We start from the raw sequence: 21,782 nt of genomic DNA, 5'->3' as shown, positions 1-21,782 counted from the left end.
TGTTCAGTAGGGCTTCACCACCACCAGCGTCACGATGGCGATGGCCCCGGCGATCACCGCCAGCGGGGAGAAGCGCAGCAGCGGCGACACCTGCCGCGCACCCGGCTCACCCAGCCGGCGCAGCCCGGCGGCGAGCGTGCCGTGCAGGGCGGACAGGGCGGTGACGATGACCACCTTCGCCACCAGCCACGGCTCGAAGCCCCAGCCGCCGACCACCACCAGCGTGATGCCCAGCAGCCACGCCAGCCCCATCGCCGGGGAGGTCACGCGGCGCTCCCAGCGGCCGACGGCGCGCAGGAAGCGGGCCGGTCCTTCCTCAGCGGCGGTCGTGGCGTCCAGGGCGCTGATCAGGATGGCGGCGGCGGACATCCCCAGAATCCAGAGCGTCACCGCCGTGACGTGCAGCCCGATAAGCCAGATATACACCGCGACCGTCCTTCGAAAGCCCGGCCCGACCTCGCGTCAGGCGCCCACTTGCAGGATGATCTTACCGCGGCCGTGGCCGGAATCGAGCCGTTCATGCGCCTTGCCGACCTCTTCCAGCGGCAGGACGGCATCGACGATCACCCTCGCCTGCCCGCGCACGAACAGCGGCGCCATCTCGCGCAGGCGCGCACCCTCGCGGGTCAGGAAGGTGCCGTACAGGGTCTGGTTCTTCACATAGAGCGCGTTGAGGTCGCCGGACGGCGGCAGGATGGTGGCGATGCGGCCGAAGGGGCGCGTGACCTGGGTGCTCAACGGCACATTACCGCCGGCGGTGTCGAAGGACGCGTCCACCCCTGCCCCGCCCGCCTCGCGCAGGATTTGGTCGGCCACGTCGGTGTCGCGGTAGTCGAGCGTCACGTCGGCGCCGAGATCGCGCATCGCCTCGTGGTTGGCCTTGCTGGCGGTGGCAAGCACGCGGGCGCCGGCCGCCTTGGCGAACTGGATGGCGAAGCTGCCGACACCGCCGGCCCCGCCATGGATCAGCACCGTCTCGCCCGGCCGCACCGCCAGACGCCGCACGATGGCCTCCCAGGCCGTGCCGCCGGCCAGCGGGATGCCCGCCGCCTCGACGTGGCTGAGGCCGGGCGGCTTGTGGGCGACGATGGACGCGGCGGCGACGGTGTATTCGGCATAGCTGCCGTTGGGATTGCCGAAGATTTCCGGGGTGTAGAACACCTCGTCGCCGGCCTTGAAGCCGGTCACGCCGGGGCCGGCCTCCTCGACCACGCCCGACACGTCATAGCCCAGCACCGCCGGGAAGGGGATGCCGGCCCAGCTGCCGGCCTGACGGATCTTGGCGTCCACCGGGTTGGTGCCCGACGCCACCACCCGCACCAGCAGCTCGCCCGGCCCCGCCACCGGCCGCGGCCGGTCCTGAAGCTCGAGCACGTCGGGTCCGCCGAATCGCGAAATCACCATCGCCCGCATGACGCCATCCTCCGATTTGGCCGTTGCACTGATGAAGCAGCAACGTGGGACGCCGGCCCCCGCCTGTCCAGCGGGCGGAGAGGAGGCGGCGGACGACTCTTGGGACTCCTCGCGGTGCGTCCCCCCCCCCCTAACCCTCTCCCCGGGGGGGAGAGGGGACTTCTTGGGGGAAGGTCAGCCGATGCGGAACTCTTCGCGGTGGATCGCGGTCATCGCCAGCCCCTCCGGCCCGATGGCGCCGCGATACATGCCGGAGCAGTTGAAGGGCAGCGCCACCCGGCCGTCACGGTCGATGGCGATCAGGCCGCCGGAGCCGCCGATCACGCCCAGCTCGTCCACCACGCCGCCGGCGGCACGCTCCAGGGTCTGGCCGGCCCAGCGCATGCGGGCGTCGATCTCGTGGGCGGCGCAGCGGCGGATGAAATGCTCGCCATGGCCGGTGGCGGAGACGGCGCAGGTGATGTTGTCGGCGAAGGTGCCGGCGCCGATCACCGGGCTGTCGCCGACGCGGCCCTTGGCCTTGGCGGTCATGCCGCCGGTCGAGGTGGCGGCGGCGAGGTTGCCGTCGCGGTCGCGGGCGACGGCACCGACGGTGCCATGGCGGCGCTGCTCATCGCCGTCGTCGGGGGTGCCGGAGCGGCGGCGCTCCAGCTCGGCCTGGAGGGCGTCCCAGCGCGGCTGGGTGAAGAAATAGGGGGCCTCCTCCATCGCCAGACCCTGGCGGCGGCAGAGGTCCAGCGCGCCTTCGCCGATCAGCAGGACATGCTCGCTGTGCTCCATCACCGCGCGGGCGGCCAGGATGGGGTTGCGGGGGCCGAACAGGCCGGCCACCGCACCGGCGGCGCGGTCGCGGCCGTCCATGATGGCGGCATCCATCTCCTGCACGCCCTCGGCGGTGAAGACGGCGCCGCGGCCGGCGTTGAACAGCGGCTCGTCCTCCAGCGCCATCACGGCGGATGTCACGGCATCGAGCGCGCTGCCGCCGTCGGCCAGAACTTCATGCCCGGCGGCCAGCGCCCGGCGCAGGCCGGCGTGGTAGCCCTCGGTCAGCGCCGGGGTCAGGGCGCTGCGCTTGATGGTGCCGGCGCCGCCATGGATGGCAAGGGCGAAGGGTTGCGGGTGCGAAAGGGTCATGGGGGCGGGTCTCAGCGCAGGGTGGCCGACATGGCCGACAGGGTGTTGATCCAGCCGAGCGCGGCGGCCATGCTGGCGGCCGGCAGGCGGATGGTGACGGGATCCAGCCGCTCCGACACCGGGATCAGCGACGCCAGATCGGCCAGCGCCGGACTGTTCATCTCGATCTCCAGCCGGTAGGGCGCGCCGTCGGCCTGTGGCGGCACGCGGAAGGGCGGGATGCCGGACGCGCGGCGGACGGCGCGGACCGAGGCCTCGCGGATGCGGTCGCGGGCGACCGACGGGGCGACGGAGCGGGCGGCGCGCTGGCCCAGCGCCTGCTTGACCACCACCTGTTCGGCGTCCGGGAACAGCGGCGCCATCTCGGCGGCGAAGCGGTCGTCGCCGCTCAGCAGGATCACCGGCACGCCGATCTCGCCGGCATAGGCGCCGTAATTGCCGGCCTCCCCCAGTTCCAGCCCGTTCACCCGGACGCGGCCGAAGGCGAAGCTGTTGGTGGTGTGGGCGAGGATGCCGTACTGGCGGGCCGAGGTGTGAAAGCCGACGCACATCACCCCGGCGGCGTCCGGCTCCAGCCCGGCGAACATGCCGATGGGCTTGGGCCGGCCCAGGATCAGCTCGGCGGCGGGGTGCAGTTCGTCCGGCAGCAGATTGACCATCGGGCCGTGGCTGTCGTTGACCAGGATTTCGCTCGCCCCGGCCTCCAGCGCGCCTTCGATGGCGGCGTTGACCTCGGCGGTCATCAGGCGGCGGGCGCGCTCATACTCGGCATTGCCCGGCGTCACCTGCTGCTGGGAGACCACGCCGGCCACCCCTTCGATGTCGGCGGAGATGTAGATCTTCACGGAGTGCTCCCGGAAATCAGCAAATGGGAGAGGCAGGGCCGGGTAACGCCGTCGCGGCCCACCACAGGCGTGGCGGCGGCCAGCGCGTCGAGGACGGCTTCCTGCGTCGCGTCGGCCATCGCCTCGAACAGCCTGTCGATGCGGTGTTCGTTCACCATGCGCAGGGCCACAATGTCGGCCCGCTCGTCATGGTCGATGCGGTTGGCGGTGGTGAAGCCCAGCGCGATGTCGCCGCTGCCATGCCCCCAGAAGGAGCCCACCCGCGCCAACCCGACCCCGGCGCGGCGGATCACCCGGCGCAGCTGGCGGTGGTCGAGCGGCACGTCGGTGGCGGCGATGACGATGACGGAGCCCTTCTCCGGCGCATCGTCCTTCGCAGGTGGGGCGACGCGGCGGCCGTCGGGCAGGCGCAGCTCGCCCGGCCGGCCGAAATTCGCCAGCACCAGCACGCCCAGGTGATGGCGCTTGCCGTCCAGCTTGAGGCGGCGCGAGGACGTGCCGATGCCGCCCTTGAAGCCGAAGCAGGACATGCCGCGCCCGGCCCCGACCGAGCCGACCGCGACCTCCGCACCGTCCGCTTCCGACAGGGCGGCGGCGAGCGCGGCGGCGGCATGGGCCTCCGTCACCGCCAGCGCCTGGATGTCGTTCAGCGGGCCGTCGTTGCACTCCATCACAACCGGATTGACGGTGGCGGTGCTGCGGCCGATGTCGGGATTGGCGGCGATGGCGTGGCGGACCAGCGCCGTGGCAGCGGTGCCGACCGACAGGGTGTTGGTCAGCAGGATCGGGGTTTCCAGCGCGCCGAGTTCCTCCACCTGCATCAGCCCGACGCTCTTGCCGAAGCCGTTCAGCACCTCGGCGGCGGCGACGGGCTTGTCGCGGTAGAGGTTGCCGGCATGGGGCAGGATGGCGGTGACGCCGGTCTGGATGGCGCCCTCATCCAGCGTGACATGACCGACGCGCACGCCCGGAACGTCGGTGATGGCGTTGCGCGGCCCCGGCGTCAGCCGGCCGCAGGCGAGCCCGAAGGCCCGCGCGCGTTTTGCCGGCTCAGCGGAGTTTCGGGTCGAGGGCATCGCGCAGTCCGTCGCCGAGCAGGTTGAAGGCCAGCACCGTCAGGAAGATGGCGAGGCCGGGATAGAAGGTGACATGGCTGGCGACGCCGATGTAGCTGCGCCCGTCGGCCAGCATCGCGCCCCATTCCGGGCTGGGCGGCTGGGCGCCGAGGCCGATGAAGCTGAGGCTGGCCGCCGTCAGGATCGAGGTGCCGATGCGCATGGAGACATAGACGATCACGCTGGGCAGCGTGCCGGGCAGGATGTGGCGGACCATCAGCAGCCGGTCGCGCACGCCGATGGCGCGGGCGGCGTCGACATAGACCGCGCGCTTCAGCGACAGCGTGCTGCCGCGCACCAGACGGGCGAAGACGGGAACGCTGAAGATCGCCACCGCATAGATGACGTTCTCGATCCCCGGCCCGAGGATGGCGACGATGCCGATGGCCAGCAGGATGCCGGGGAAGGCCAGCAGAACGTCGCAGACGCGCATGATCAGGCTGTCGATCCAGCCGCCGCGGAAGCCGGCGATCAGGCCCAGCGCCACGCCGGCCACCCCGCCGAGCAGCACCGACAGCAGCCCGACCGACAGCGAGATGCGGGCACCCCACAGGATGCGGCTGAGGATGTCGCGGCCGTAGGCGTCGGTTCCGGCCCAATGGTCGGCCGAGGGGCCTTCCAGGATGCGGTCGTAATCGAAGGCCGCCGGGTCGAAGGGGGCGATCCACGGCGCCGCCGCCGCGGCCAGCACCAGCGCCAGCAGACAACATCCTGCCGCCATGGCGGTGCGGTTGCGCCGGAACTTGCGCCAGAACTCGCGCAGCGGCGAACGGACGGCTTCGTGGGTTGCGGCGGCCACGCCGGTTGCGTCTGTCGTGGTCATGAGTAGCGAATCTCGGGGTTGGCGAAGGCGTACAGCACATCGACCAGCAGGTTGATGATGATGAACTCCAGCGAGAACAGCAGGATCTCCGCCTGGATGACGGTGTAGTCGCGGTAGTTGACGCTATCCACCAGCAGCCGGCCCAGCCCCGGCCAGGAGAACACCGTTTCCACCACGATGGACCCGCCGAGCAGGAAGCCGAACTGCAAGCCGACCATGGTGATGATCGGGATCAGCGCGTTGCGCAGCGTGTGCTTCCACACCACCAGCCGCGCCGGCACGCCCTTGGCCCGCGCGGTGCGGACGTAATCCTCGCGCGCGATCTCGATGAAGGCGGAACGGGTGAAGCGCGCCATCACCGCGGCGACGCCGAGGCCGAGCGTCAGCGACGGCATGACGTAATGCTGCCACGTGCCGTAGCCGCTGGTGGGCAGCCAGCCGAGCTTGACCGAGAACAGGTCGATCATCAGCAGCCCGAGCCAGAAGGACGGGAAGGCGATGCCCGACACCGCCACCACCATGCCGACATGGTCCTGCCAGCGCCCGCGCTTGGTGGCGGACGCCACGCCGATCAGCAGCCCCGCCAGCGTCGCCCACACCATGGCGACGACGGTGAGGTAGAGGGTGGGGAGGAAGCGCTCGCCGATCTCCTGCGACACCGGCCGCTTGGACTTCATCGACCGCCCGAACTCGCCCTGCACGGCATTGCCGAGGAAGCGTCCGTACTGCACCCACAGCGGCTGGTCGAGGCCGAGATCCTGGCGCACCAGTTCGACGTCCTGCTGGGTCGCATCCGTCCCGGCGACCAGCCGCGCCGGATCGCCCGGCAGCAGATGGACGAAGCCGAAGACGAAGACGGAGATCACCAGCAGAACCGGCAGGATGCCGGCAAGACGGCCGACGAGATATTTCAGCATGGGGCAGAGGTCCTGGTGGAGGGCCTGGGTGGGCGGACGAGAAATCCCCTCTCCCGCCCCGGGAGAGGGGAGGGGCCCGTCGCGTAGCGGCGGGAAGGGTGAGGGGTGAGGCACGAAGCCGTGCGGTTCGGGAACCTTGCCCTACCCCTCACCCTCCCCGCGCCTGCGGCGCGGGTCCCCTCCCTCTCCCGGGACGGGAGAGGGCGCTTAGCAGTTACTGCAGATCGGCCTCTTCCATCTGCAGGCCGCCGTCGGCGACGTAGTAGAAGCCGGTCAGCTTCTTCGACTTGCCGGCCAGCAGGTTCTCGACGCCGAGGAAGATCCAGGGCGCATCCTTCCAGATCTGCTCCTGGGCGACGCGGTAGGCCTCGGCGCGCTTGGCGGTGTCGGCGGTGCCGATGCCGGTCTCGATGGCGGCATCGACCGTGTCGTTCTTGTAGTAGGCGACGTTGAAGAACTTCGGCGGGAAGCCCTTGCCCCACAGCAGCGGGCGCAGACCCCAGTCGGCGTCGCCGGTCGAGGCCGACCAGCCGCCATACTGCATCTGCACCGTGGCGTCCTCCGGCTTCTCGACGCCCCAGACGCGGGCGGTCTCGACACCGGATTCGAGCGGGGTGACGGTCAGCTTGACGCCGATCTGCGACAGCTGCTGCTGGACGAACTGCATGCCGCGGATGAAGTTGGTGCTGTTGCGGCCGAACATCTCGGCCTCGAAGCCGTTCGGATAGCCGGCTTCGGCCAGCAGCGCCTTCGCCTTGGCGAGGTCGTAGGTGTACTGGTTGGGCTGGGTGACGTGGAAGCCCAGCTTGGACGGGATCGCCGAATCCAGCGGGCCGGCATAGCCGCGATAGACCACCTTCGCGTAGGCGTTCTTGTCGATGGCGTAGTTCAGCGCCTGACGGACGCGCGGGTCGTTGAACGGCTTCTTCATGGTGTTCATCGCCACATAGCGGGCGATGATCGACGGGGCGTCGATCAGCTCAAGCTGGTTGTTGGCCTCGACCATCTTCACCATCTCGGGCGGCAGCGGATAGATGAACTGCGCCTCGTTGGTCTGGAGCATGGCGATGCGGCTGCCATTCTCCGGCACGCTCTTCAGCGTGACGTGGTCGATCTTCGGCAGGCCCGGCTTCCAGTACTTGTCGTTCTTCTCGACCTTGAGGGTGTCCGCTTCCCAGCTGACGAACTTGTAGGGGCCGGTGCCGACCGGGTGGCGGCCGATCTCCTTGCCGAAGGTCTCCAGCGCCTTCGGGCTGTGGATCATAGCACCCGGGTGAGCGAGGTTGTTGTTCAGCGCGCCGAAGGGCTGCGACAGCTTCAGCGTGATGGTGGTGTCGTCGACCACCACCGTCTCGGCCAGCATCGCCAGCAGGCTCTGGCGCTTCAGCCGGTTGGCCGGGTTGGCGAGGCGGTCGAAGTTGGTCTTCACCGCCTGGGCGTTGAAGGGCGTGCCGTCATGGAAGGTGACGTTCTTGCGCAGGCGGTAGGTGTATTCGGTGGCGGTGTCGTTGACGGTGAAGCTCTCCGCCAGCAGCGGCACCAGCTTCATGTCCTTGTCGAAGCCGAACAGGCCCTGCATCATCGTGCGGCTGGCCGACTGCGACAGCGTGTCGTTGATGTCGGCCGGGTCCAGCGTGGTGATGTTGTCGGGGAGGCCGACAACGAGATCCTTGGCGGCGAAGGCCGGGCCGGCGAGAGCGGTGCCGGCGAGCAGGCCGGCGAGAAGCGGAAGGGCGAAGCGGTTCACGTGTAGGCTCCCTGCTTTTTTGGTTCGGAAATCGGCAAACTCAGAAGTCGCCGCCCACGGCGTGGCGCGCGACGAAATGGCCGTCGCCGACCGGCACCAGCGGCTGCACCAGCGGCTCGTCGCCGATGCTGCGGATGGGGCTCGGGATCTCGCCGGTCAGCAGCCGCAGGTCGCGGGTGCGGCGGCCGGGATCGGCGATCGGCACCGCCGCCATCAGGCGGCGGGTGTAGGGATGCTGCGGATTCTCGAACACGGCGCGGCGGGGGCCGAGTTCGACGATCTGGCCGAGATACATCACCGCGACGCGGTGGCTGACCCGCTCCACCACCGCCATGTCGTGGCTGATGAACAGGTAGGACAGGCCGCGTTTGGCCTGAAGCTCCATCAGCAGGTTGACGATCTGCGCCTGGATCGACACGTCGAGCGCCGCCACCGCCTCGTCGGCGATGATCAGCTTGGGGTCGCAGGCGATGGCGCGGGCGATGCAGATGCGCTGGCGCTGGCCGCCGGAGAACTCGTGCGGATAACGGCGCGCATGCTCCGGCTTGAGGCCGACCTGGGTCAGCAGCTCCGCCACCCGCTCCTCGATGGCGCGGCGGCGCGACAGGCCCGGCCTGGATGCGGGCGCATAATCGTGGACCAGCATCGGCTCGGCGACGCTGAAGCCGACGGTCATCCGCGGGTTCAGCGAGGCGAAGGGATCCTGGAAGATGTACTGGATCTTCTCCTTCAGCTTCGCCTGACCGTTGGAATCGAGCGTCGCGGTGTCGAGCCCGTCGAAGCGGATGGTTCCGGAGGTGGCGGACTGGAGCCCCATGATGGTGCGGCCGGTGGTCGACTTGCCGCAGCCGGACTCGCCGACCAGCGCCAGCGTCTCGCCCGGACGGACGGCGAAGCTGACCTTCTCCACCGCATGGACGCGGGCCTTCAGCGAGCCGAAGATGCCCTTGCGCACGTCGAAGCGGGTGGTGAGGTCGCGCACCTCCAGAAGCGGGGCGTCGGCGGCGCGCACGGTGTCCTGCACCGGGGGCGGGGCCGGAGGAGCGGCATCGGCTTTGGCCTCGTCCACCACCAGCAGCGGGAAGCGCACCGGCAGGTCCTGGCCGCGCAAGGCGCCCAGCTTCGGCACGGCGGACAGCAGGGCCTTGGTGTAGGGGTGCTGCGGCGCCTGGAAGATGCGCTCGACGGGCCCCTCCTCCACCTTGCGGCCGCGCCACATCACGACGACGCGGTCGGCCACTTCGGCCACCACGCCCATGTCGTGGGTGATGAAGATGACGCCCATCCCCATCTCGTCCTGCAACAGGCGGATCAGCCGCAGGATCTGCGCCTGGATGGTGACGTCGAGCGCGGTGGTCGGCTCGTCGGCGATCAGCAGCGACGGCTTGCAGGACAGCGCCATGGCGATCATCACGCGCTGGCGCATGCCGCCCGACAGCTGGTGCGGATGGCGGTCGAGCAGGCGGGCCGGTTCGGGAATGCGAACCTTCTCCAGCATGCGCAGCGCCTCCGCCCGCGCCGCCTTGCGGTCGAGACCCTGGTGCAGCATCACCGCCTCGGCGATCTGGTCGCCGATGGTGAAGACCGGGTTCAGCGACGTCATCGGCTCCTGGAAGACCATGGCGATGTCGTTGCCGCGCATGTCGGTCAGCGCTTCGGCCGGCGGCGTGGCGAGGTCGCGCTCGCGCCCGTCGCGGCCCTTGAAGCGGATGCGCCCGCCGACGATGCGGCCGCCGGCATAATCGACCAGCCGCATCAGCGACAGCGAGGTCACCGACTTGCCGCTGCCGGATTCGCCGACGATGGCGACCGTCTCGCCCGGCGCCACGGTGAAGCTGACATCGTCGACGACGCGCAAAGGCCCATGCTCGCCGTCGAAGGCAACGCTCAGCCCCTCGACCGACAGCAGGGCCGGCGCGGTGTCGACCGCCTTCACGGCAGCGGCCACGGTCATCGCCCGAGCCTTTCGGCGAACAGCGCGAACAGGCGGCGCCAGACCATGCCCGGGGCGCCGCTGCCGACCGGCTTGCCGTTCAGGCTGGTGACGGGAGTGATTTCCTTGGTGGTGCTGGCGATCCAAATCTCGTCGGCGCTGTCGAGCTCGGCCGCCGGGATGTCGCGCTCCTCCAGCCGCAGGCCGGCCTCGGCCGCCAGCCGCAGGATGACGATGCGGGTGATGCCCTGGAGGATGCGGTTGTCGTTGATCGGGGTGGCGATGACGCCGTCCTTCACCACGAAGATGTTGGTGGCGGCGCCCTCGGTCACCAGGCCGTCGCGCAGTTGCAGCGCATCGACCACGCCGGCATCGGTCGCCGCCTGCTGCGCCAGCACGCTGCCCAGCAGCGCCACCGTCTTCAGGTCGCAGCGGCCCCAGCGGATGTCGGGGATGGTGATGGCGGCGACACCCTGGTCGCGCCACGCCGCGGGCGGGCGCTTCAGCGGGCTGGCCATGCCGAACACCGACGGGGTGACGCCGGCCGGGAAGGCATGGCCGCGGCTGGAGGCCGCACCGCGGGTGACTTGCAGGTAAACGGTCAGGTCGCCGGCGATGCCGGACTCCGCAGCCAGCCGCTCCATAATGCCCAGCCAGTCGCCGGCCGACAGCGCGCAGTCGATGCGCAACTCCGCCATGCCGCGTTGCAGGCGGGCGATGTGGGCCTCCGGCTCGAACAGGCGGCCATTGTAGGCCGCGGTCACCTCATAGAGACCGTCGGCGAACAGGAAACCGCGGTCCAGCGGCGACACATGGACCTCGTCCAGCGGCAGGTAACGCCCGTTCCAATAGGAGATCGTCATCGCTTTCCAACTTCTTCGGCGCGTGGAGGGGAAGGCCCCGGTTGATCGGCCCGGATCACTCCGTCGGGCGGTTCGATTTCGGCACGACGTGGAGGTAGGGCAGGATGCGTTCGGCGACGTCGGCGGCCTGTCCGACGCTGTCCGGGCCGGAGCGCGATAGCGCGGTGCCCAGCGCCACGATCAGCGCCATCAGCCCGGTGGGCGAGCTGTGGCGCACGCCATGGTCGGCCCCGGCCAGCAGGGTGACGTCGGCCAGCGGCACGATGGGGCTGTCCGGCGCATCGGTCAGCGCGATGGCCTTGGCCCCGCGCTCCCGGCACAGCTGCAGATGCTCGATGGTCCGGCGCGAGTAGCGCGGCGAGGTGATGGCGATCACCAGATCGCCGGGCCTGACCGTCATCAGCCGGCGGATGGTGCGCTCGGTCCCGGCGAATTCGATGGCTTCGCGCACGGTATCGACATAGGGCTCCAGCACGTCGGCCAGGAACAGGGCGAGATAGGCGCTGTCGCCGAGGCCGAGCGCCACGACGCGGCCGGCCTCGCGGATCAGCCGGATGGCGGCCTCGCACTGCTCGGGCTGGAGCAGATCCATGGTGCGGGCGATGTTGCCGGCGTCGCTGGCCAGCGATTCCCGCATGATCTCGGCGTTCGAGGTGTCGCGCTGGACGGCGACGCGCAGCTTCTCCACCGGCGCGAAGGTCGATTCGAAAGCGCGCAGCAGATCCTCGCGGAATTCCGGAAAGCCGTCATAGCCGAGGAAGCGGGCATAGCGGTTGACCGATGCCACCGACACTTCGGCCGCCGCCGCCAGTTCGCCGATCTTCAGGGTCGCGGTGCGGAAGGGATAGGCCAGCGCCCACTCCCCCACCTTGGCGAGGGCGGCCGGAAGCTGCTGCTGGCAGTTCTGCATGCGGATCAGCAGCGATCCCGTCTGAATGGGCGGCTCCATCCCCCCGATCCCCCTCAACAGCGTCAGCACGGCCCTTGTGAGCATAGAGTTACAGGAACGGCATATTTCTGTAAATCCATTTTCACATATGGCCGTATGCCGTCTGTGCGGGGGCCGATGCCGTCAGCGCGAACGGTCGCGAAGGAGTCGGTCGGACTGGTTCAGCCAGTCTTCCAGTTTCTGCGGCCGACCGGCGCGGGCCGGCGGCGTTGGCGGACTGGGGTCGGCGTCCGCCGCCGCCGGGATCGAGGCCGATTGCGGCGGGCGGTCCAGCGGGGCACCGGCGCCGACGGTGCCCCGGGCGTCGATCTGCGGGCGATAGCGTCGGCCGTCGGCGGTGACGAACTCCCCCTCTCCGGTCGGGCGGTTGCGCTGGAAGCGGCCGACATATTTGTTGCCGCTGGGGAAGGTGAGCGTGCCGAATCCGGTCCGGCGGTCGTCCTGCCACTCCCCCTCATACACGCGGCCATCGGCCCAGACATGGGTCGCCTGACCCGAAACCAGCCCATTGCTGAAATTCCCGTCGAGGCGGCGGCCGTCGCGCCAGGTGACGCGCCCCTGCCCCTCCATCCGCCCGTCGACCAGCGTGCCCTCCACCTGCCCGTCGTAGCGGCCGCCATGGAACCAGCTGAGCACGCCGGGCCCGCTGGCCCAACCGTCCGGGCAGGCGCCGGACCAGCGGACGGTCTTGCGCCGGTCGGGATACTGGTCCCACACCCGGCAGTCGGAGCCATCGACGGTCACCGCGCGTTCCGCCAAGGCGGACGCCGGCAGGAATGTGAGCAGACAGGGCAGCAGAAGGGCGGCACGGGCGGACATGAAGGCCACCTTTCGCGGGGGGACGGAGGATGCAACCTCCAACCGTCCCTGTCCGGATTCGGTTCCGAAATGCCTGTTTTCGTATGCTCCCGGCGTCTTCCTTATCGTTTGTTAACGATGTTTGCCGCAAATATCGCGCATCGATGGATCAGCGGATCATGAAGGTTAGCAATGGCTCAGAAGGTTCGTGAGGACTACCGGACCCTCACCGGCCCGGAAAAGGCCGCCATCATGATGCTGGCGCTGGGCGAGGAGCATTCGTCCAAGCTGTTCTCGCTGATGGACGACGAGGAGATCAAGGAGCTGTCCCAGGTGATGGCCAACCTGGGCACCGTGTCGGCCAACCTGATCGAGCGCCTGTTCGTCGAGTTCGCCGAGCAGATGTCGTCGAGCGGCACCGTCGTCGGCTCCTTCGATTCGACCGAGCGGCTGCTGCTGAAGACCCTGCCGAAGGACAAGGTCGACCAGATCATGGAGGACATCCGTGGTCCGGCCGGCCGCACCATGTGGGACAAGCTGACCAACGTGAACGAGTCGGTGCTGTCCAACTACCTGAAGAACGAATACCCGCAGACCGTCGCCGTCGTCCTGTCGAAGATCCGCTCCGACCATGCCGGCCGCGTCCTGGCGCAGCTGCCGGAAAGCTTCGCCATGGAAGTCATCATGCGCATGCTGCGCATGGAGGCGGTGCAGAAGGAGGTTCTGGACGACGTCGAGCGCACGCTGCGCACCGAGTTCATGACCAACCTCGCCCGCACCAGCCGGCGCGACAGCCACGAGATGCTGGCGGAGATCTTCAACGGGCTGGACCGCACCACCGAGCACCGCTTCATGGCGGCGCTGGAGGAACGCAACCGCGACAGCGCCGAGCGCATCAAGTCGCTGATGTTCACCTTCGAGGATCTGTCGAAACTCGACCCCTCGGGCGTCCAGACGATGCTGCGCACGGTCGACAAGCAGAAGCTGGGCACCGCATTGAAGGGCGCGTCGGAGTCGCTGAAGGATCTGTTCTTCTCCAACATGTCCGAGCGCGCCGCCAAGATCCTGCGCGAAGACATGGCGGCGATGGGTCCGGTCCGCGTCCGCGACGTGGACGAGGCGCAGATGTACATGGTGCAGCTGGCGAAGGATCTGGCCGCCCGCGGCGAGCTGGTCCTGGCCGAGGGCAGCGGCGAGAACGAGCTGATCTACTGACCGGCGGGTGCGGCGCAACCGATAAGCGGCGGGCGGCGCTGACTTTTTTCCCGGCAGCCCTCACACGGGGTTTGACGGACGGTCCGGAACGGTGAACCTTTGGAGTCCGATCAAGGGCGGGATCAGGGGGGCGGCCAATCGCCCTCCTCCGACCGGCCAGAAGGCCGGCGGATGCCGCATCGGGCAACAACAGGGGGCTTTGCGAACATCATGACCGCTCACACGCTGCATTCCCATCTCGTCAGCCGGATTGCCGGTCCGGTCGTTGCCGGCCTGCTGGGTCTGGGCGTCGCCGCCGGGCCGCTGGCCGCTGCCGCCGAGACCTGGGACATGCCGACTCCGTATCCGGACACCAACCTGCACACCATCGTGGTGAAGCAGTTCGCCGACGACGTGAAGGCGGCCACCGCCGGCAAGATCCAGATCACCGTCCATTCCAACGGCTCGCTGATCCGCCATCCGGAGATCAAGCGCGCGGTCCAGTCCGGCCAGGCCCAGCTGGGCGAGGTGCTGATCAGCTCCTGGGCGAACGAGGATCCGCTCTACGGCCTCGATTCGGTGCCCTTCCTCGCCACCGACTTCAAGTCCGCCCACAAGCTGTACGAGGTCTCCAAGCCCTATCTGGAGAAGAAGCTGGAGCGCCAGCGCCTGAAGCTGCTCTACTCGATTCCGTGGCCGCCGCAGGGCCTGTATGTGAAGGACGAGATCCAGTCGGTCGAAGGGCTGAAGAGCCAGAAGTTCCGCGCCTACAACCCGGCCACCACCCGCATCGCCGAGCTGAGCGGCGCCATCCCGGTGAAGATCGAGGCGGCCGAAGTGGCGCAGGCCTTCGGCACCGGCATCGTCACCGCGATGATCACCTCGGCCGCCACCGGCGTCGACACCAAGGCCTGGGACTTCGTGAAGGTCTATTACGACGTGCAGGCCTGGCTGCCGCGCAACATGGTGTTCGTCAACACCGAGGTCTGGAAGGGGCTGGACGCCGGCACCCAGAAGGCGATCCAGGACGCCGCGGCGAAGGCCGAGGCCACCGGCTGGGCCGAGTGGGAGAAGAAGACGGCCGACCTGAACAAGACCATGTCCGACAACGGCATGAAGGTGTTGCCGCCGTCCGACAAGCTGAAGGAAGGCCTGTCCGCCATCGGCAAGACCATGACGGCGGAATGGACCAAGGCCGCCGGTGCCGACGGCGAGGCGATCATTTCCGCCTTCGGCAAGTAACCGGTCCGGATGCGTCCGGCCGGCACCGCCCCAGGCAGCAATGCAGGGGCGGCGGCCGGCCGGGCCCCCTCCACGCCCCTTCGCTCCGTCCCGACCGCAGGAGGTGGTTGCGCCATGCGCACCGCACTGTCCATCCTTTACCGCGCCGCCGAGATCCTGGGCGCGGTCCTTCTTGCCGCCATCGCCGTCCTGATCGTGACGCAGGTGGCCTCCCGGCTGCTCAACGTCATGGTGCCGGGGGCCGACGAGCTTGCCGGCTACTGCATGGCGGCGTCCTTCTTCCTGATGCTCGGCCCGGCGCTGCGCCGCGGCGCACACATCCGCGTCGGCGTGCTGGTGGAGCGGCTGCACGGTGCCGCCCGCCGCGTCATGGAGCTGCTGTGCCTGGGCTTCGCCACCGCGCTCAGCGGCTATTTCGCCTGGTACTGGGTGCGCATGACCTATGAGTCCTACGATTTCGGCGATCTCAGCCAGGGCGTGCTGCCGGTCCCGCTGTGGATGCCGCAGGCGCTGATGGCGGTGGGTCTGGTGGTGCTGGTCATCGCCTTGATCGACGATCTGCTGGCCGTGCTGCAGGGGCGCGATGCCTCCTACCAGCATGCCGGCATGCAGAGCGAGGGCTGAGCGATGGATCAGACGACCGCATCCATCGTCGTCGTGGTGACGATGTTCCTGATGCTGGGGGCCGGCGTGTGGGTGGCTCTGGCGCTGGCCGGCGTCGGCTTCGTCGCCATGGCGCTGTTCACCGCAAGGCCCGTGGGCATGGTGATGGCGACCAACATCTGGGGGGCCAGCACCTCCTGGACGCTGACCGCACTGCCGCTGTTCATCTGGATGGGCGAGATCCTGTTCCGCACCCGCATCTCGTCCGACATGTTCAAGGGGCTGGCGCCCTGGACCGGCTGGCTGCCCGGCCGGCTGATGCATGTGAACATCATCGGCTGCTCGATCTTCGCCGCGGTGTCCGGCTCGTCCGCCGCCACCGCCGCCACCATCGGCCGCATGACCATCCCGGAGCTGAACCGGCGCGGCTATGACCCGATGATGACGCTGGGCTCGCTGGCCGGCGCCGGCACGCTGGGGCTGCTGATCCCGCCGTCGATCATCATGATCGTCTATGGCGTCGCCGCCGACGTGTCGATCGCGCGGCTGTTCATCGCCGGCGTCATCCCCGGCATCGTGCTGACCGGCCTGTTCATGCTGTATGTCGGCGGCTGGTCGCTGCTGAATCCCGGCCGGGTGCCGCCGCCCGAACCGCCGCAGAGCTTCGGAGAGAAGATCCGCGACACCGGCGCGCTGATCCCGGTGATGCTGCTGATCGCCGCGGTGCTGGGCTCGATCTATGTCGGCATCGCCACCCCGACGGAGGCCGCCGGCATCGGCGTTCTGGGCTCGCTGGTGCTGGCTCTGGTGACCGGCACGCTGAACTGGACGACCTTCCGCGACAGCCTGTTCGGCGCCGCCCACACCAGCTGCATGATCGGCTTCATCCTGGCGGGGGCCGCCTTCCTGACGGTGGCGATGGGCTACACCGGCATCCCGCGCCTGCTGGCGGAATGGATCACCACCATGCAGCTGTCGCCCGCCGCGCTGCTGATGGCGCTGACCGCCTTCTTCGTGGTGATGGGCTGCTTCCTCGACGGCATCTCGATGGTGGTGCTGACCACCTCGGTCATCCTGCCGATGGTGCAGCGGGCGGGCATCGACCTGCTGTGGTTCGGCATCTACATCATCATCGTGGTGGAGATGGCGCAGATCACCCCGCCGGTCGGCTTCAACCTGTTCGTGCTGCAATCGATGACCGGCAAGGACATCTTCACCATCGGCAAGGCCAGCCTGCCCTTCTTCCTGCTGATGGTGGTGATGGTGGCGCTGCTGTGGGTGTTCCCCGGCATGGTGTCGTGGCTGCCGTCGATGATGATCGGTTAATGAGGAAAACGTGCAAGTCCGCTTCACCAGTGCCGGCGATACCGCCTTCAATGTCGAGTTCGGCGAGGCCATCGACCGGGCGACCAACGCCCACGTCATGGATTTGCACGCCCGGTTGAAGGCCGCCCCGCCGCCGGGGCTGGTGGAGACGGTGCCGACCTTCCGCTCGCTGCTGGTGGTCTACGATCCGGTATCCACCGGGCGGCGGGAGATGCAGGCGGCGGTCGAGGCGGCGCTGGCCGGAAGCGGCACGGCACCGGCGGCGGGGCGGCTGTGGCGGCTGCCGGTCTGCTACGACCCCGACCTCAGCCCCGATCTGGCCGAGATGGCGGACCAGCTCGGCCTGACCGCGGAGCGGGTGGCGGCGCTGCATGGGTCGGTGGAGTATTTCGTCTATATGCTCGGCTTCATGCCGGGCTTCGGCTACATGGGCGACCTGCCGGCGGAGCTGGACCGGCCGCGCCGGACCGAGCCGCGGGTGCGGGTTCCGGCCGGCTCCGTCGCCGTCGCCGGGCGGCTGACCACCGTCTATCCGTGGGAGAGTCCCGGCGGCTGGCACCTGATCGGCCGCTGCCCAGTGCCGCTCTATGACGGTGGCCGGCCCGATCCGGTGCTGCTGGCGGCCGGCGACCGGGTGCGCTTCGAAGCGGTGGACCGCGCGGCGTTCGACGGGATCGCCGAGGCGGCAGCCGCCGGACGCTTCGACCCCGCCAGCCTGAGGGCGGCGTGATGGCGGCATTCCTGACGGTGGTCCGTCCGGGCCTGTTCGCGACGGTCCAGGATTTGGGACGCTTCGGCTTCCAGGAACTCGGCATGCCGGTGGCCGGCGCGCTCGACCCGGTGGCGCTGCGGCTGGCCAATGCGCTGGTCGGCAATCCGCAAGGGGCGGCCGGGCTGGAGATCGCCCTGCTCGGCCCTGCCCTGCGGGTGGATGCGCCGTCGGTCCGCATCGCCGCGGTCGGTCCGCTGGCCCTGACGCTGGAGCGCGACGGCGCTGCGGCGCAACCGCTGGAGCCCCACCGCAGCCATACCCTGCTTGCGGGCGACGTGCTGCGGCTGGGAGCGGTGGACAGGGCGTCGGTCGCCTGTCTGGCGGTGGCCGGCGGTTTCGCGCTGGCGCCGGTGATGGGCAGCCTGTCCACCTATGTGCGCGCCGGCATCGGCCCGCTGGGCGGACGGCCGCTTGCCGAGGGGGACCGGCTGCCGCTGGCGCTGGACGCCGCCCCGGATGGCCCGGACGTGGAACTGCCGCAGCCGCCCGACTATGGCGCCGGGCCGTTGCGCGTCGTCTTGGGCCCGCAGGAGGACCGCTTCACCGCGGCGGCGCTGGAGACCTTCCTGTCCGCCCCCTACCGCGTCGGCAAGCAGGCCGACCGCATGGGGCTGCGGCTGGAGGGGCCGGCGCTGGAGCATCGCGGCTCCGCCGACATTCCGTCGGACGGGCTGGTCACCGGCTCCATCCAGGTACCGGGCAACGGGCAGCCGATCCTGCTGTTGAACGACCACCAGACGGCCGGCGGCTATGCCAAGATCGCCACGGTGATCTCCGCCGACCTGGCCCGCGCCGGCCGCCTGCGCCCCGGCGACAGCCTGTCCTTCCAGCCCGTGGCGGTCGAGGACGCCGAGGCGATCCGCCGCCGTCAGGAGCAGGCCATCGCCGGCTGGATCCGCGCCATCCGCCCGGTGCGCCCGACCGGCGGCATCGATCTGGAGGCGCTTTATGGGGAGAATCTGATCTCCGGCACCGTCGATATCGTGAATGGCGGCAGCGACCTGCCCCTGCTGTGAGGTATCCGAACAGGACCGCTTCTGTCAGGAAACCGGCACCGGTTCCTTGACGGCAGCCTCCTGATGGCGGCAGACCCGGTCCCGGCCGCCCTGCTTGGCCCGATAGAGCGCCATGTCGGCCGCCTTGATCATGGCATCGGCGCGGTCGGTGCCGGCGGAGAGGGTCGACACGCCGATGCTGGCCGTCACATGCAGGACCGCGCCGTCCTGCGCAATGGCGAGATCGCGGACGGCGCAGCGCAGGCGTTCGGCAAGCAGGGACGCCCCGTCGATCGGCGCGTTGGGCAGCAGGATGGCGAATTCCTCGCCGCCGAAGCGCGCGACCATGTCGCTCTGCCGCACGCTGCGCTGGAGCAGACGGCTGAGCGCCACCAGAACCGCGTCGCCGGCATCGTGCCCGCGGCTGTCGTTCACCGCCTTGAAGTGGTCGATGTCCAGCATCAGCAGCGACACCGGCGTCTCGTGGCGCAGCGCGCCGGACACGGTGCGGTCGATGGCGGCGAAAAAGGCCCGGCGGTTCGCCAGACCGGTCAGCGGATCGCTCAGCGCCGCATCCCGCAGCATCTTTTCCGTATCGACGCGGCGGCGTTCGCGTCCCAGCATCGTGCCCAGCATCAGGATGCCCCCCACCGTGAACAGCGCGATGGGAAGACCGCCGTCAACGAAAATTGGCAGCGCCACCTCCCAGGGCAGCACGAAGATGCTGAGCGGATGGAGTGCGGCGACCGGAGCCAGGATGAACAGCGGCCTTGCGGTTCGCCAACCCGACACGGGGACCAGCCGCCGGACCAGCAACCCTGCGGCTCCGGCCGCGAGAATGCCGATCACACCCGACACCATGCCGGCGCCGCCGACTGCCACGCGGCCAGCCGACACCAGCCCGGCGGCCAGCACGGCGGCCAAGGGACCGCCGAAGGGGGCGGCCAGCGCCACCGGCACCGTCTTCACGTCCAGATAGATCCCCGGAAGGATCGGGACGGATTGCAGCATGGCCGCCACGCCGCCGGCGCCGAACATCAAGCCCAGGCAAAGCTGGCGCAGCCGGGGCCGATCTCCCAGGCGGTACAAGACTGTCCCGTAGATCAGGGTCATCAGCGCCAGCAGCCCGATGCCACCGGCAAGTGCGGTCACAATCGTTCCCGTGGCGCTGGATTCCTCCACCTTCGGCCCTTCCCTGTGGTCTGCGGTTGTAATCTATGCGGCCATTGAAATTCTGCCGATCATCCTCTTACGAACATCCTGAGACAGTACATTGGGGTTTGTCCCAAATGCCGTCCAGCCCAATCGAACATACCGAGGTAGGACTGCAGTCGGGCGGTCATCGCCTGACGATATGCCGCAGATGGTGCGGTTGACCAACGAGGGCCGGCGCAACTACCATACCAGCAACTGGAATGGTAGTATGCGACGCCATGAACGGTTGCCAAGCGGCACCGCTCCCGACGATGGCCTGACTGATCCAGGAAACAGTTCTGAAACGTGCGACCGCCGCCGGACGACGCTGTGGGGCTGCCGAAACACCGGCTCCCGCGCGAAGCCATCCGGCGCGCCCAAGCGATGAAGGCTCGATGCCTCAATGGGGCCGGTGTGCGAACACCGGGCGGCGGCGTGCGTCCTGGCTGGAGACGCCTATCATGAGCGAACAGATCATTGCCGACGCCGGACCCGGCCAGTCGGCGGAACCGGCCCACCGGGCCGGCGGCATCGGCCAAGCGGCAGGCAAAGCGGCGGTCACGGTGAGCAAGGCCATCGGCCGCTACCGCTGGACCATCTGCGGCCTGCTCTTCTTCTCGACCACCATCAACTACATGGACCGTCAGGTCCTGGGCCTGCTGAAGTCCACGCTGATGGGCGACATGGGCTGGACCGAGTCCGACTTCGGCGACATCGTCGCCGCCTTCTCGCTGGCCTACGCCTTCGGCTACATCGGCTGCGGCCGGCTGATGGACAAGATCGGCATCCGCATCGGCCTGCCGGCGGCGGTCGCCGGCTGGAGCTTCTTCGCCTGCGTCCATGCCTTCATGGGCAGCGTCTTCGGCTTCAAGATGGCCCGCGCCGGCCTCGGCCTGACCGAAGGCGGCAACTTCCCGGCCTCGATCAAGGCGGTGTCGGAGTGGTTCCCGGCCAAGGAACGGGCACTCGCCACCGGCATCTTCAACGCGGGATCCAACGTCGGCGCCGTCGTCGCACCGGTCCTGGTGCCGATCCTGCTGGTCGCCTATGGCTGGCAGGCCGCCTTCCTGGTCACCGGCGGCATCGGCTTCTTCTGGGTCATCGCCTGGCTGCTGATCTACCGCAAGCCGGAAGAGCATCCGAAGCTGACGGCCGAGGAGCTGGCCTATATCCGCAGCGACCCGGTGCTGCCGCAGGAGAACATTCCCTGGATCAAGCTGCTGAGCTACCGCGGCACCTGGGCGAACATCGTCGGCACCTGCTTCTCGGCTCCGGTGTGGTGGTTCTACCTGAACTGGGTCCCCGGCTTCCTGAACAAGCAGTATGGCGTGAACCTGTTCGGGGCGATGCTGCCGCTGATCATCATCTACACCATGGCCGATTTCGGCAGCGTCGGCGGCGGCTGGTTCTCCTCGCACCTGATCAAGCGCGGCGTGAAGCCCCTGCGGGCCCGCAAGCTGACCTTCCTGGTCTGCGGCCTGTGCGTCCTGCCGGTGTTCTTCGCCTCCACCGTGTCCAGCATGTGGGTCGCCGTCCTGCTGATCGGCATCGCCGCCTCCGCCCACCAGGGCTATTCGGCCAACGTCTACACCATCGTTTCCGACACCATGCCGCGCAACGCGGTGGGGTCGGTGGTCGGCATCGGCGGCTTCTGCGCCTACTTCGTCGGCATGTTCGTGTCGATGGGCGTCGGCCGCCTGCTGGATGCGACCGGCGGCAACTATCAGGTGCTGTTCGGCATCGCCTCGGTGCTCTACCTCGTCGGCCTGGCGATCATGCACTTCATCCTGCCGAAGACCGGGTCGGGCATGACCCCGGCCGGGATCGAGGTCTGACACTTCCACCCCACCACTCCGGGGCACCCTGCCCCGGAGTCCTTCCGAACCGTCCAAGCCTTACCGAATGACGGTGCACCGGCC

The 21,782-nt window shown here is 69.1% G+C and carries 20 protein-coding genes; 7 read left to right on the top strand and 13 right to left on the bottom strand.

The window, feature by feature from the left end; translation table 11 throughout:
* Nucleotides 1–3: 3 nt before the first annotated feature.
* From CRT60_RS15100 to CRT60_RS15045, 12 genes are all read right to left on the bottom strand, one after another.
* Entirely contained in the window at nucleotides 4–426 is a 423-nt protein-coding gene (locus tag CRT60_RS15100; protein ID WP_098737266.1) for a CopD family protein, read from the bottom strand.
* A gap of 36 nt (nucleotides 427–462) precedes the next feature.
* Complete coding sequence (locus CRT60_RS15095; RefSeq protein WP_244592513.1) at nucleotides 463–1,374, bottom strand: zinc-binding dehydrogenase; 912 nt, start codon at nucleotides 1,372–1,374, stop codon at nucleotides 463–465.
* Between the two features lie 213 nt (nucleotides 1,375–1,587).
* Nucleotides 1,588–2,547, bottom strand: coding sequence for an isoaspartyl peptidase/L-asparaginase family protein (locus CRT60_RS15090; RefSeq protein ID WP_098737263.1), 960 nt, complete (start codon nucleotides 2,545–2,547; stop codon nucleotides 1,588–1,590).
* Nucleotides 2,548–2,558: 11 nt separating this feature from the next.
* Nucleotides 2,559–3,392 (bottom strand): M55 family metallopeptidase, encoded by an 834-nt coding sequence (locus CRT60_RS15085; protein WP_098737261.1) that lies wholly within the window; start codon nucleotides 3,390–3,392, stop codon nucleotides 2,559–2,561.
* Nucleotides 3,389–4,468 (bottom strand): DmpA family aminopeptidase, encoded by a 1,080-nt coding sequence (locus CRT60_RS15080; RefSeq protein ID WP_098737259.1) that lies wholly within the window; start codon nucleotides 4,466–4,468, stop codon nucleotides 3,389–3,391. Before CRT60_RS15080 ends, CRT60_RS15085 begins: the two co-directional genes overlap by 4 nt.
* Nucleotides 4,443–5,330, bottom strand: coding sequence for an ABC transporter permease subunit (locus CRT60_RS15075; RefSeq protein WP_098737257.1), 888 nt, complete (start codon nucleotides 5,328–5,330; stop codon nucleotides 4,443–4,445). Before CRT60_RS15075 ends, CRT60_RS15080 begins: the two co-directional genes overlap by 26 nt.
* On the bottom strand, nucleotides 5,327–6,247 hold the full coding sequence (gene gsiC / locus CRT60_RS15070) for a glutathione ABC transporter permease GsiC (protein WP_098737256.1): 921 nt from the start codon (nucleotides 6,245–6,247) through the stop codon (nucleotides 5,327–5,329). Before gsiC ends, CRT60_RS15075 begins: the two co-directional genes overlap by 4 nt.
* Nucleotides 6,248–6,461: 214 nt before the next feature.
* Nucleotides 6,462–7,994 (bottom strand): glutathione ABC transporter substrate-binding protein, encoded by a 1,533-nt coding sequence (locus tag CRT60_RS15065; RefSeq protein WP_098737254.1) that lies wholly within the window; start codon nucleotides 7,992–7,994, stop codon nucleotides 6,462–6,464.
* Between the two features lie 40 nt (nucleotides 7,995–8,034).
* A complete protein-coding gene (locus CRT60_RS15060) occupies nucleotides 8,035–9,948 on the bottom strand; it encodes an ABC transporter ATP-binding protein (protein ID WP_098737252.1) in 1,914 nt (637 codons plus the stop codon).
* The gene (locus CRT60_RS15055) at nucleotides 9,945–10,790 is read right to left on the bottom strand and encodes a D-amino acid aminotransferase (RefSeq protein ID WP_098737250.1); all 846 of its coding nucleotides are present in this window, start codon (nucleotides 10,788–10,790) and stop codon (nucleotides 9,945–9,947) included. Before CRT60_RS15055 ends, CRT60_RS15060 begins: the two co-directional genes overlap by 4 nt.
* A 55-nt stretch (nucleotides 10,791–10,845) precedes the next feature.
* Nucleotides 10,846–11,739, bottom strand: coding sequence for a MurR/RpiR family transcriptional regulator (locus tag CRT60_RS15050; RefSeq protein WP_098737248.1), 894 nt, complete (start codon nucleotides 11,737–11,739; stop codon nucleotides 10,846–10,848).
* 123 nt (nucleotides 11,740–11,862) lie between these two features.
* On the bottom strand, nucleotides 11,863–12,558 hold the full coding sequence (locus tag CRT60_RS15045; RefSeq protein WP_098737246.1) for an MORN repeat-containing protein: 696 nt from the start codon (nucleotides 12,556–12,558) through the stop codon (nucleotides 11,863–11,865).
* A gap of 171 nt (nucleotides 12,559–12,729) precedes the next feature.
* On the opposite strand from CRT60_RS15045, the gene fliG reads away from it, so the two are divergent.
* From fliG to CRT60_RS15015, 6 genes are all read left to right on the top strand, one after another.
* Nucleotides 12,730–13,752, top strand: coding sequence for a flagellar motor switch protein FliG (gene fliG, locus CRT60_RS15040; RefSeq protein ID WP_098737244.1), 1,023 nt, complete (start codon nucleotides 12,730–12,732; stop codon nucleotides 13,750–13,752).
* Nucleotides 13,753–13,962: 210 nt separating this feature from the next.
* Nucleotides 13,963–14,973, top strand: coding sequence for a TRAP transporter substrate-binding protein (locus CRT60_RS15035; protein ID WP_098737242.1), 1,011 nt, complete (start codon nucleotides 13,963–13,965; stop codon nucleotides 14,971–14,973).
* Between the two features lie 114 nt (nucleotides 14,974–15,087).
* The gene (locus tag CRT60_RS15030; RefSeq protein ID WP_098737241.1) at nucleotides 15,088–15,597 is read left to right on the top strand and encodes a TRAP transporter small permease; all 510 of its coding nucleotides are present in this window, start codon (nucleotides 15,088–15,090) and stop codon (nucleotides 15,595–15,597) included.
* Between the two features lie 3 nt (nucleotides 15,598–15,600).
* Entirely contained in the window at nucleotides 15,601–16,902 is a 1,302-nt protein-coding gene (locus tag CRT60_RS15025) for a TRAP transporter large permease (protein WP_098737239.1), read from the top strand.
* A 10-nt stretch (nucleotides 16,903–16,912) separates the two neighbouring features.
* Nucleotides 16,913–17,632, top strand: a complete 720-nt coding sequence (gene pxpB / locus CRT60_RS15020; protein WP_098737238.1) for a 5-oxoprolinase subunit PxpB — start codon at nucleotides 16,913–16,915, stop codon at nucleotides 17,630–17,632.
* Nucleotides 17,632–18,690: a 5-oxoprolinase subunit C family protein gene (locus tag CRT60_RS15015; RefSeq protein WP_098737236.1), complete on the top strand. Its 1,059-nt coding sequence runs from the start codon at nucleotides 17,632–17,634 to the stop codon at nucleotides 18,688–18,690. The genes pxpB and CRT60_RS15015 overlap by 1 nt, the downstream gene beginning before the upstream one ends.
* 24 nt (nucleotides 18,691–18,714) lie before the next feature.
* Here CRT60_RS15015 and CRT60_RS15010 read toward each other — a convergent pair whose 3' ends face one another.
* Nucleotides 18,715–19,821, bottom strand: a complete 1,107-nt coding sequence (locus CRT60_RS15010) for a GGDEF domain-containing protein (RefSeq protein ID WP_244592512.1) — start codon at nucleotides 19,819–19,821, stop codon at nucleotides 18,715–18,717.
* Nucleotides 19,822–20,324: 503 nt separating this feature from the next.
* Here CRT60_RS15010 and CRT60_RS15005 point away from each other — a divergent pair.
* On the top strand, nucleotides 20,325–21,698 hold the full coding sequence (locus tag CRT60_RS15005) for an MFS transporter (protein WP_098737232.1): 1,374 nt from the start codon (nucleotides 20,325–20,327) through the stop codon (nucleotides 21,696–21,698).
* Nucleotides 21,699–21,782: the final 84 nt, after the last annotated feature.

Source organism: Azospirillum palustre, from assembly GCF_002573965.1.
In the GTDB taxonomy this organism is placed as follows: Bacteria; Pseudomonadota; Alphaproteobacteria; order Azospirillales; family Azospirillaceae; genus Azospirillum; species Azospirillum palustre.
Note: the sequence above shows the minus strand (reverse complement) of the source record. Positions and strands in the feature narration are given on the sequence as shown.

Bases quoted from the DNA above. Each gene is read 5' to 3' on its own strand.
- CRT60_RS15090 (WP_098737263.1), bottom strand. From the start codon at position 2,547: ATGACCCTTTCGCACCCGCAACCCTTCGCCCTTGCCATCCATGGCGGC.
- CRT60_RS15080 (WP_098737259.1), bottom strand. From the start codon at position 4,468: ATGCCCTCGACCCGAAACTCCGCTGAGCCGGCAAAACGCGCGCGGGCC.
- CRT60_RS15075 (WP_098737257.1), bottom strand. From the start codon at position 5,330: ATGACCACGACAGACGCAACCGGCGTGGCCGCCGCAACCCACGAAGCC.
- gsiC (WP_098737256.1), bottom strand. From the start codon at position 6,247: ATGCTGAAATATCTCGTCGGCCGTCTTGCCGGCATCCTGCCGGTTCTG.
- CRT60_RS15060 (WP_098737252.1), bottom strand. From the start codon at position 9,948: ATGACCGTGGCCGCTGCCGTGAAGGCGGTCGACACCGCGCCGGCCCTG.
- CRT60_RS15055 (WP_098737250.1), bottom strand. From the start codon at position 10,790: ATGACGATCTCCTATTGGAACGGGCGTTACCTGCCGCTGGACGAGGTC.
- CRT60_RS15050 (WP_098737248.1), bottom strand. From the start codon at position 11,739: ATGGAGCCGCCCATTCAGACGGGATCGCTGCTGATCCGCATGCAGAAC.
- CRT60_RS15045 (WP_098737246.1), bottom strand. From the start codon at position 12,558: ATGTCCGCCCGTGCCGCCCTTCTGCTGCCCTGTCTGCTCACATTCCTG.
- fliG (WP_098737244.1), top strand. From the start codon at position 12,730: ATGGCTCAGAAGGTTCGTGAGGACTACCGGACCCTCACCGGCCCGGAA.
- CRT60_RS15035 (WP_098737242.1), top strand. From the start codon at position 13,963: ATGACCGCTCACACGCTGCATTCCCATCTCGTCAGCCGGATTGCCGGT.
- CRT60_RS15030 (WP_098737241.1), top strand. From the start codon at position 15,088: ATGCGCACCGCACTGTCCATCCTTTACCGCGCCGCCGAGATCCTGGGC.
- CRT60_RS15025 (WP_098737239.1), top strand. From the start codon at position 15,601: ATGGATCAGACGACCGCATCCATCGTCGTCGTGGTGACGATGTTCCTG.
- CRT60_RS15015 (WP_098737236.1), top strand. From the start codon at position 17,632: ATGGCGGCATTCCTGACGGTGGTCCGTCCGGGCCTGTTCGCGACGGTC.
- CRT60_RS15005 (WP_098737232.1), top strand. From the start codon at position 20,325: ATGAGCGAACAGATCATTGCCGACGCCGGACCCGGCCAGTCGGCGGAA.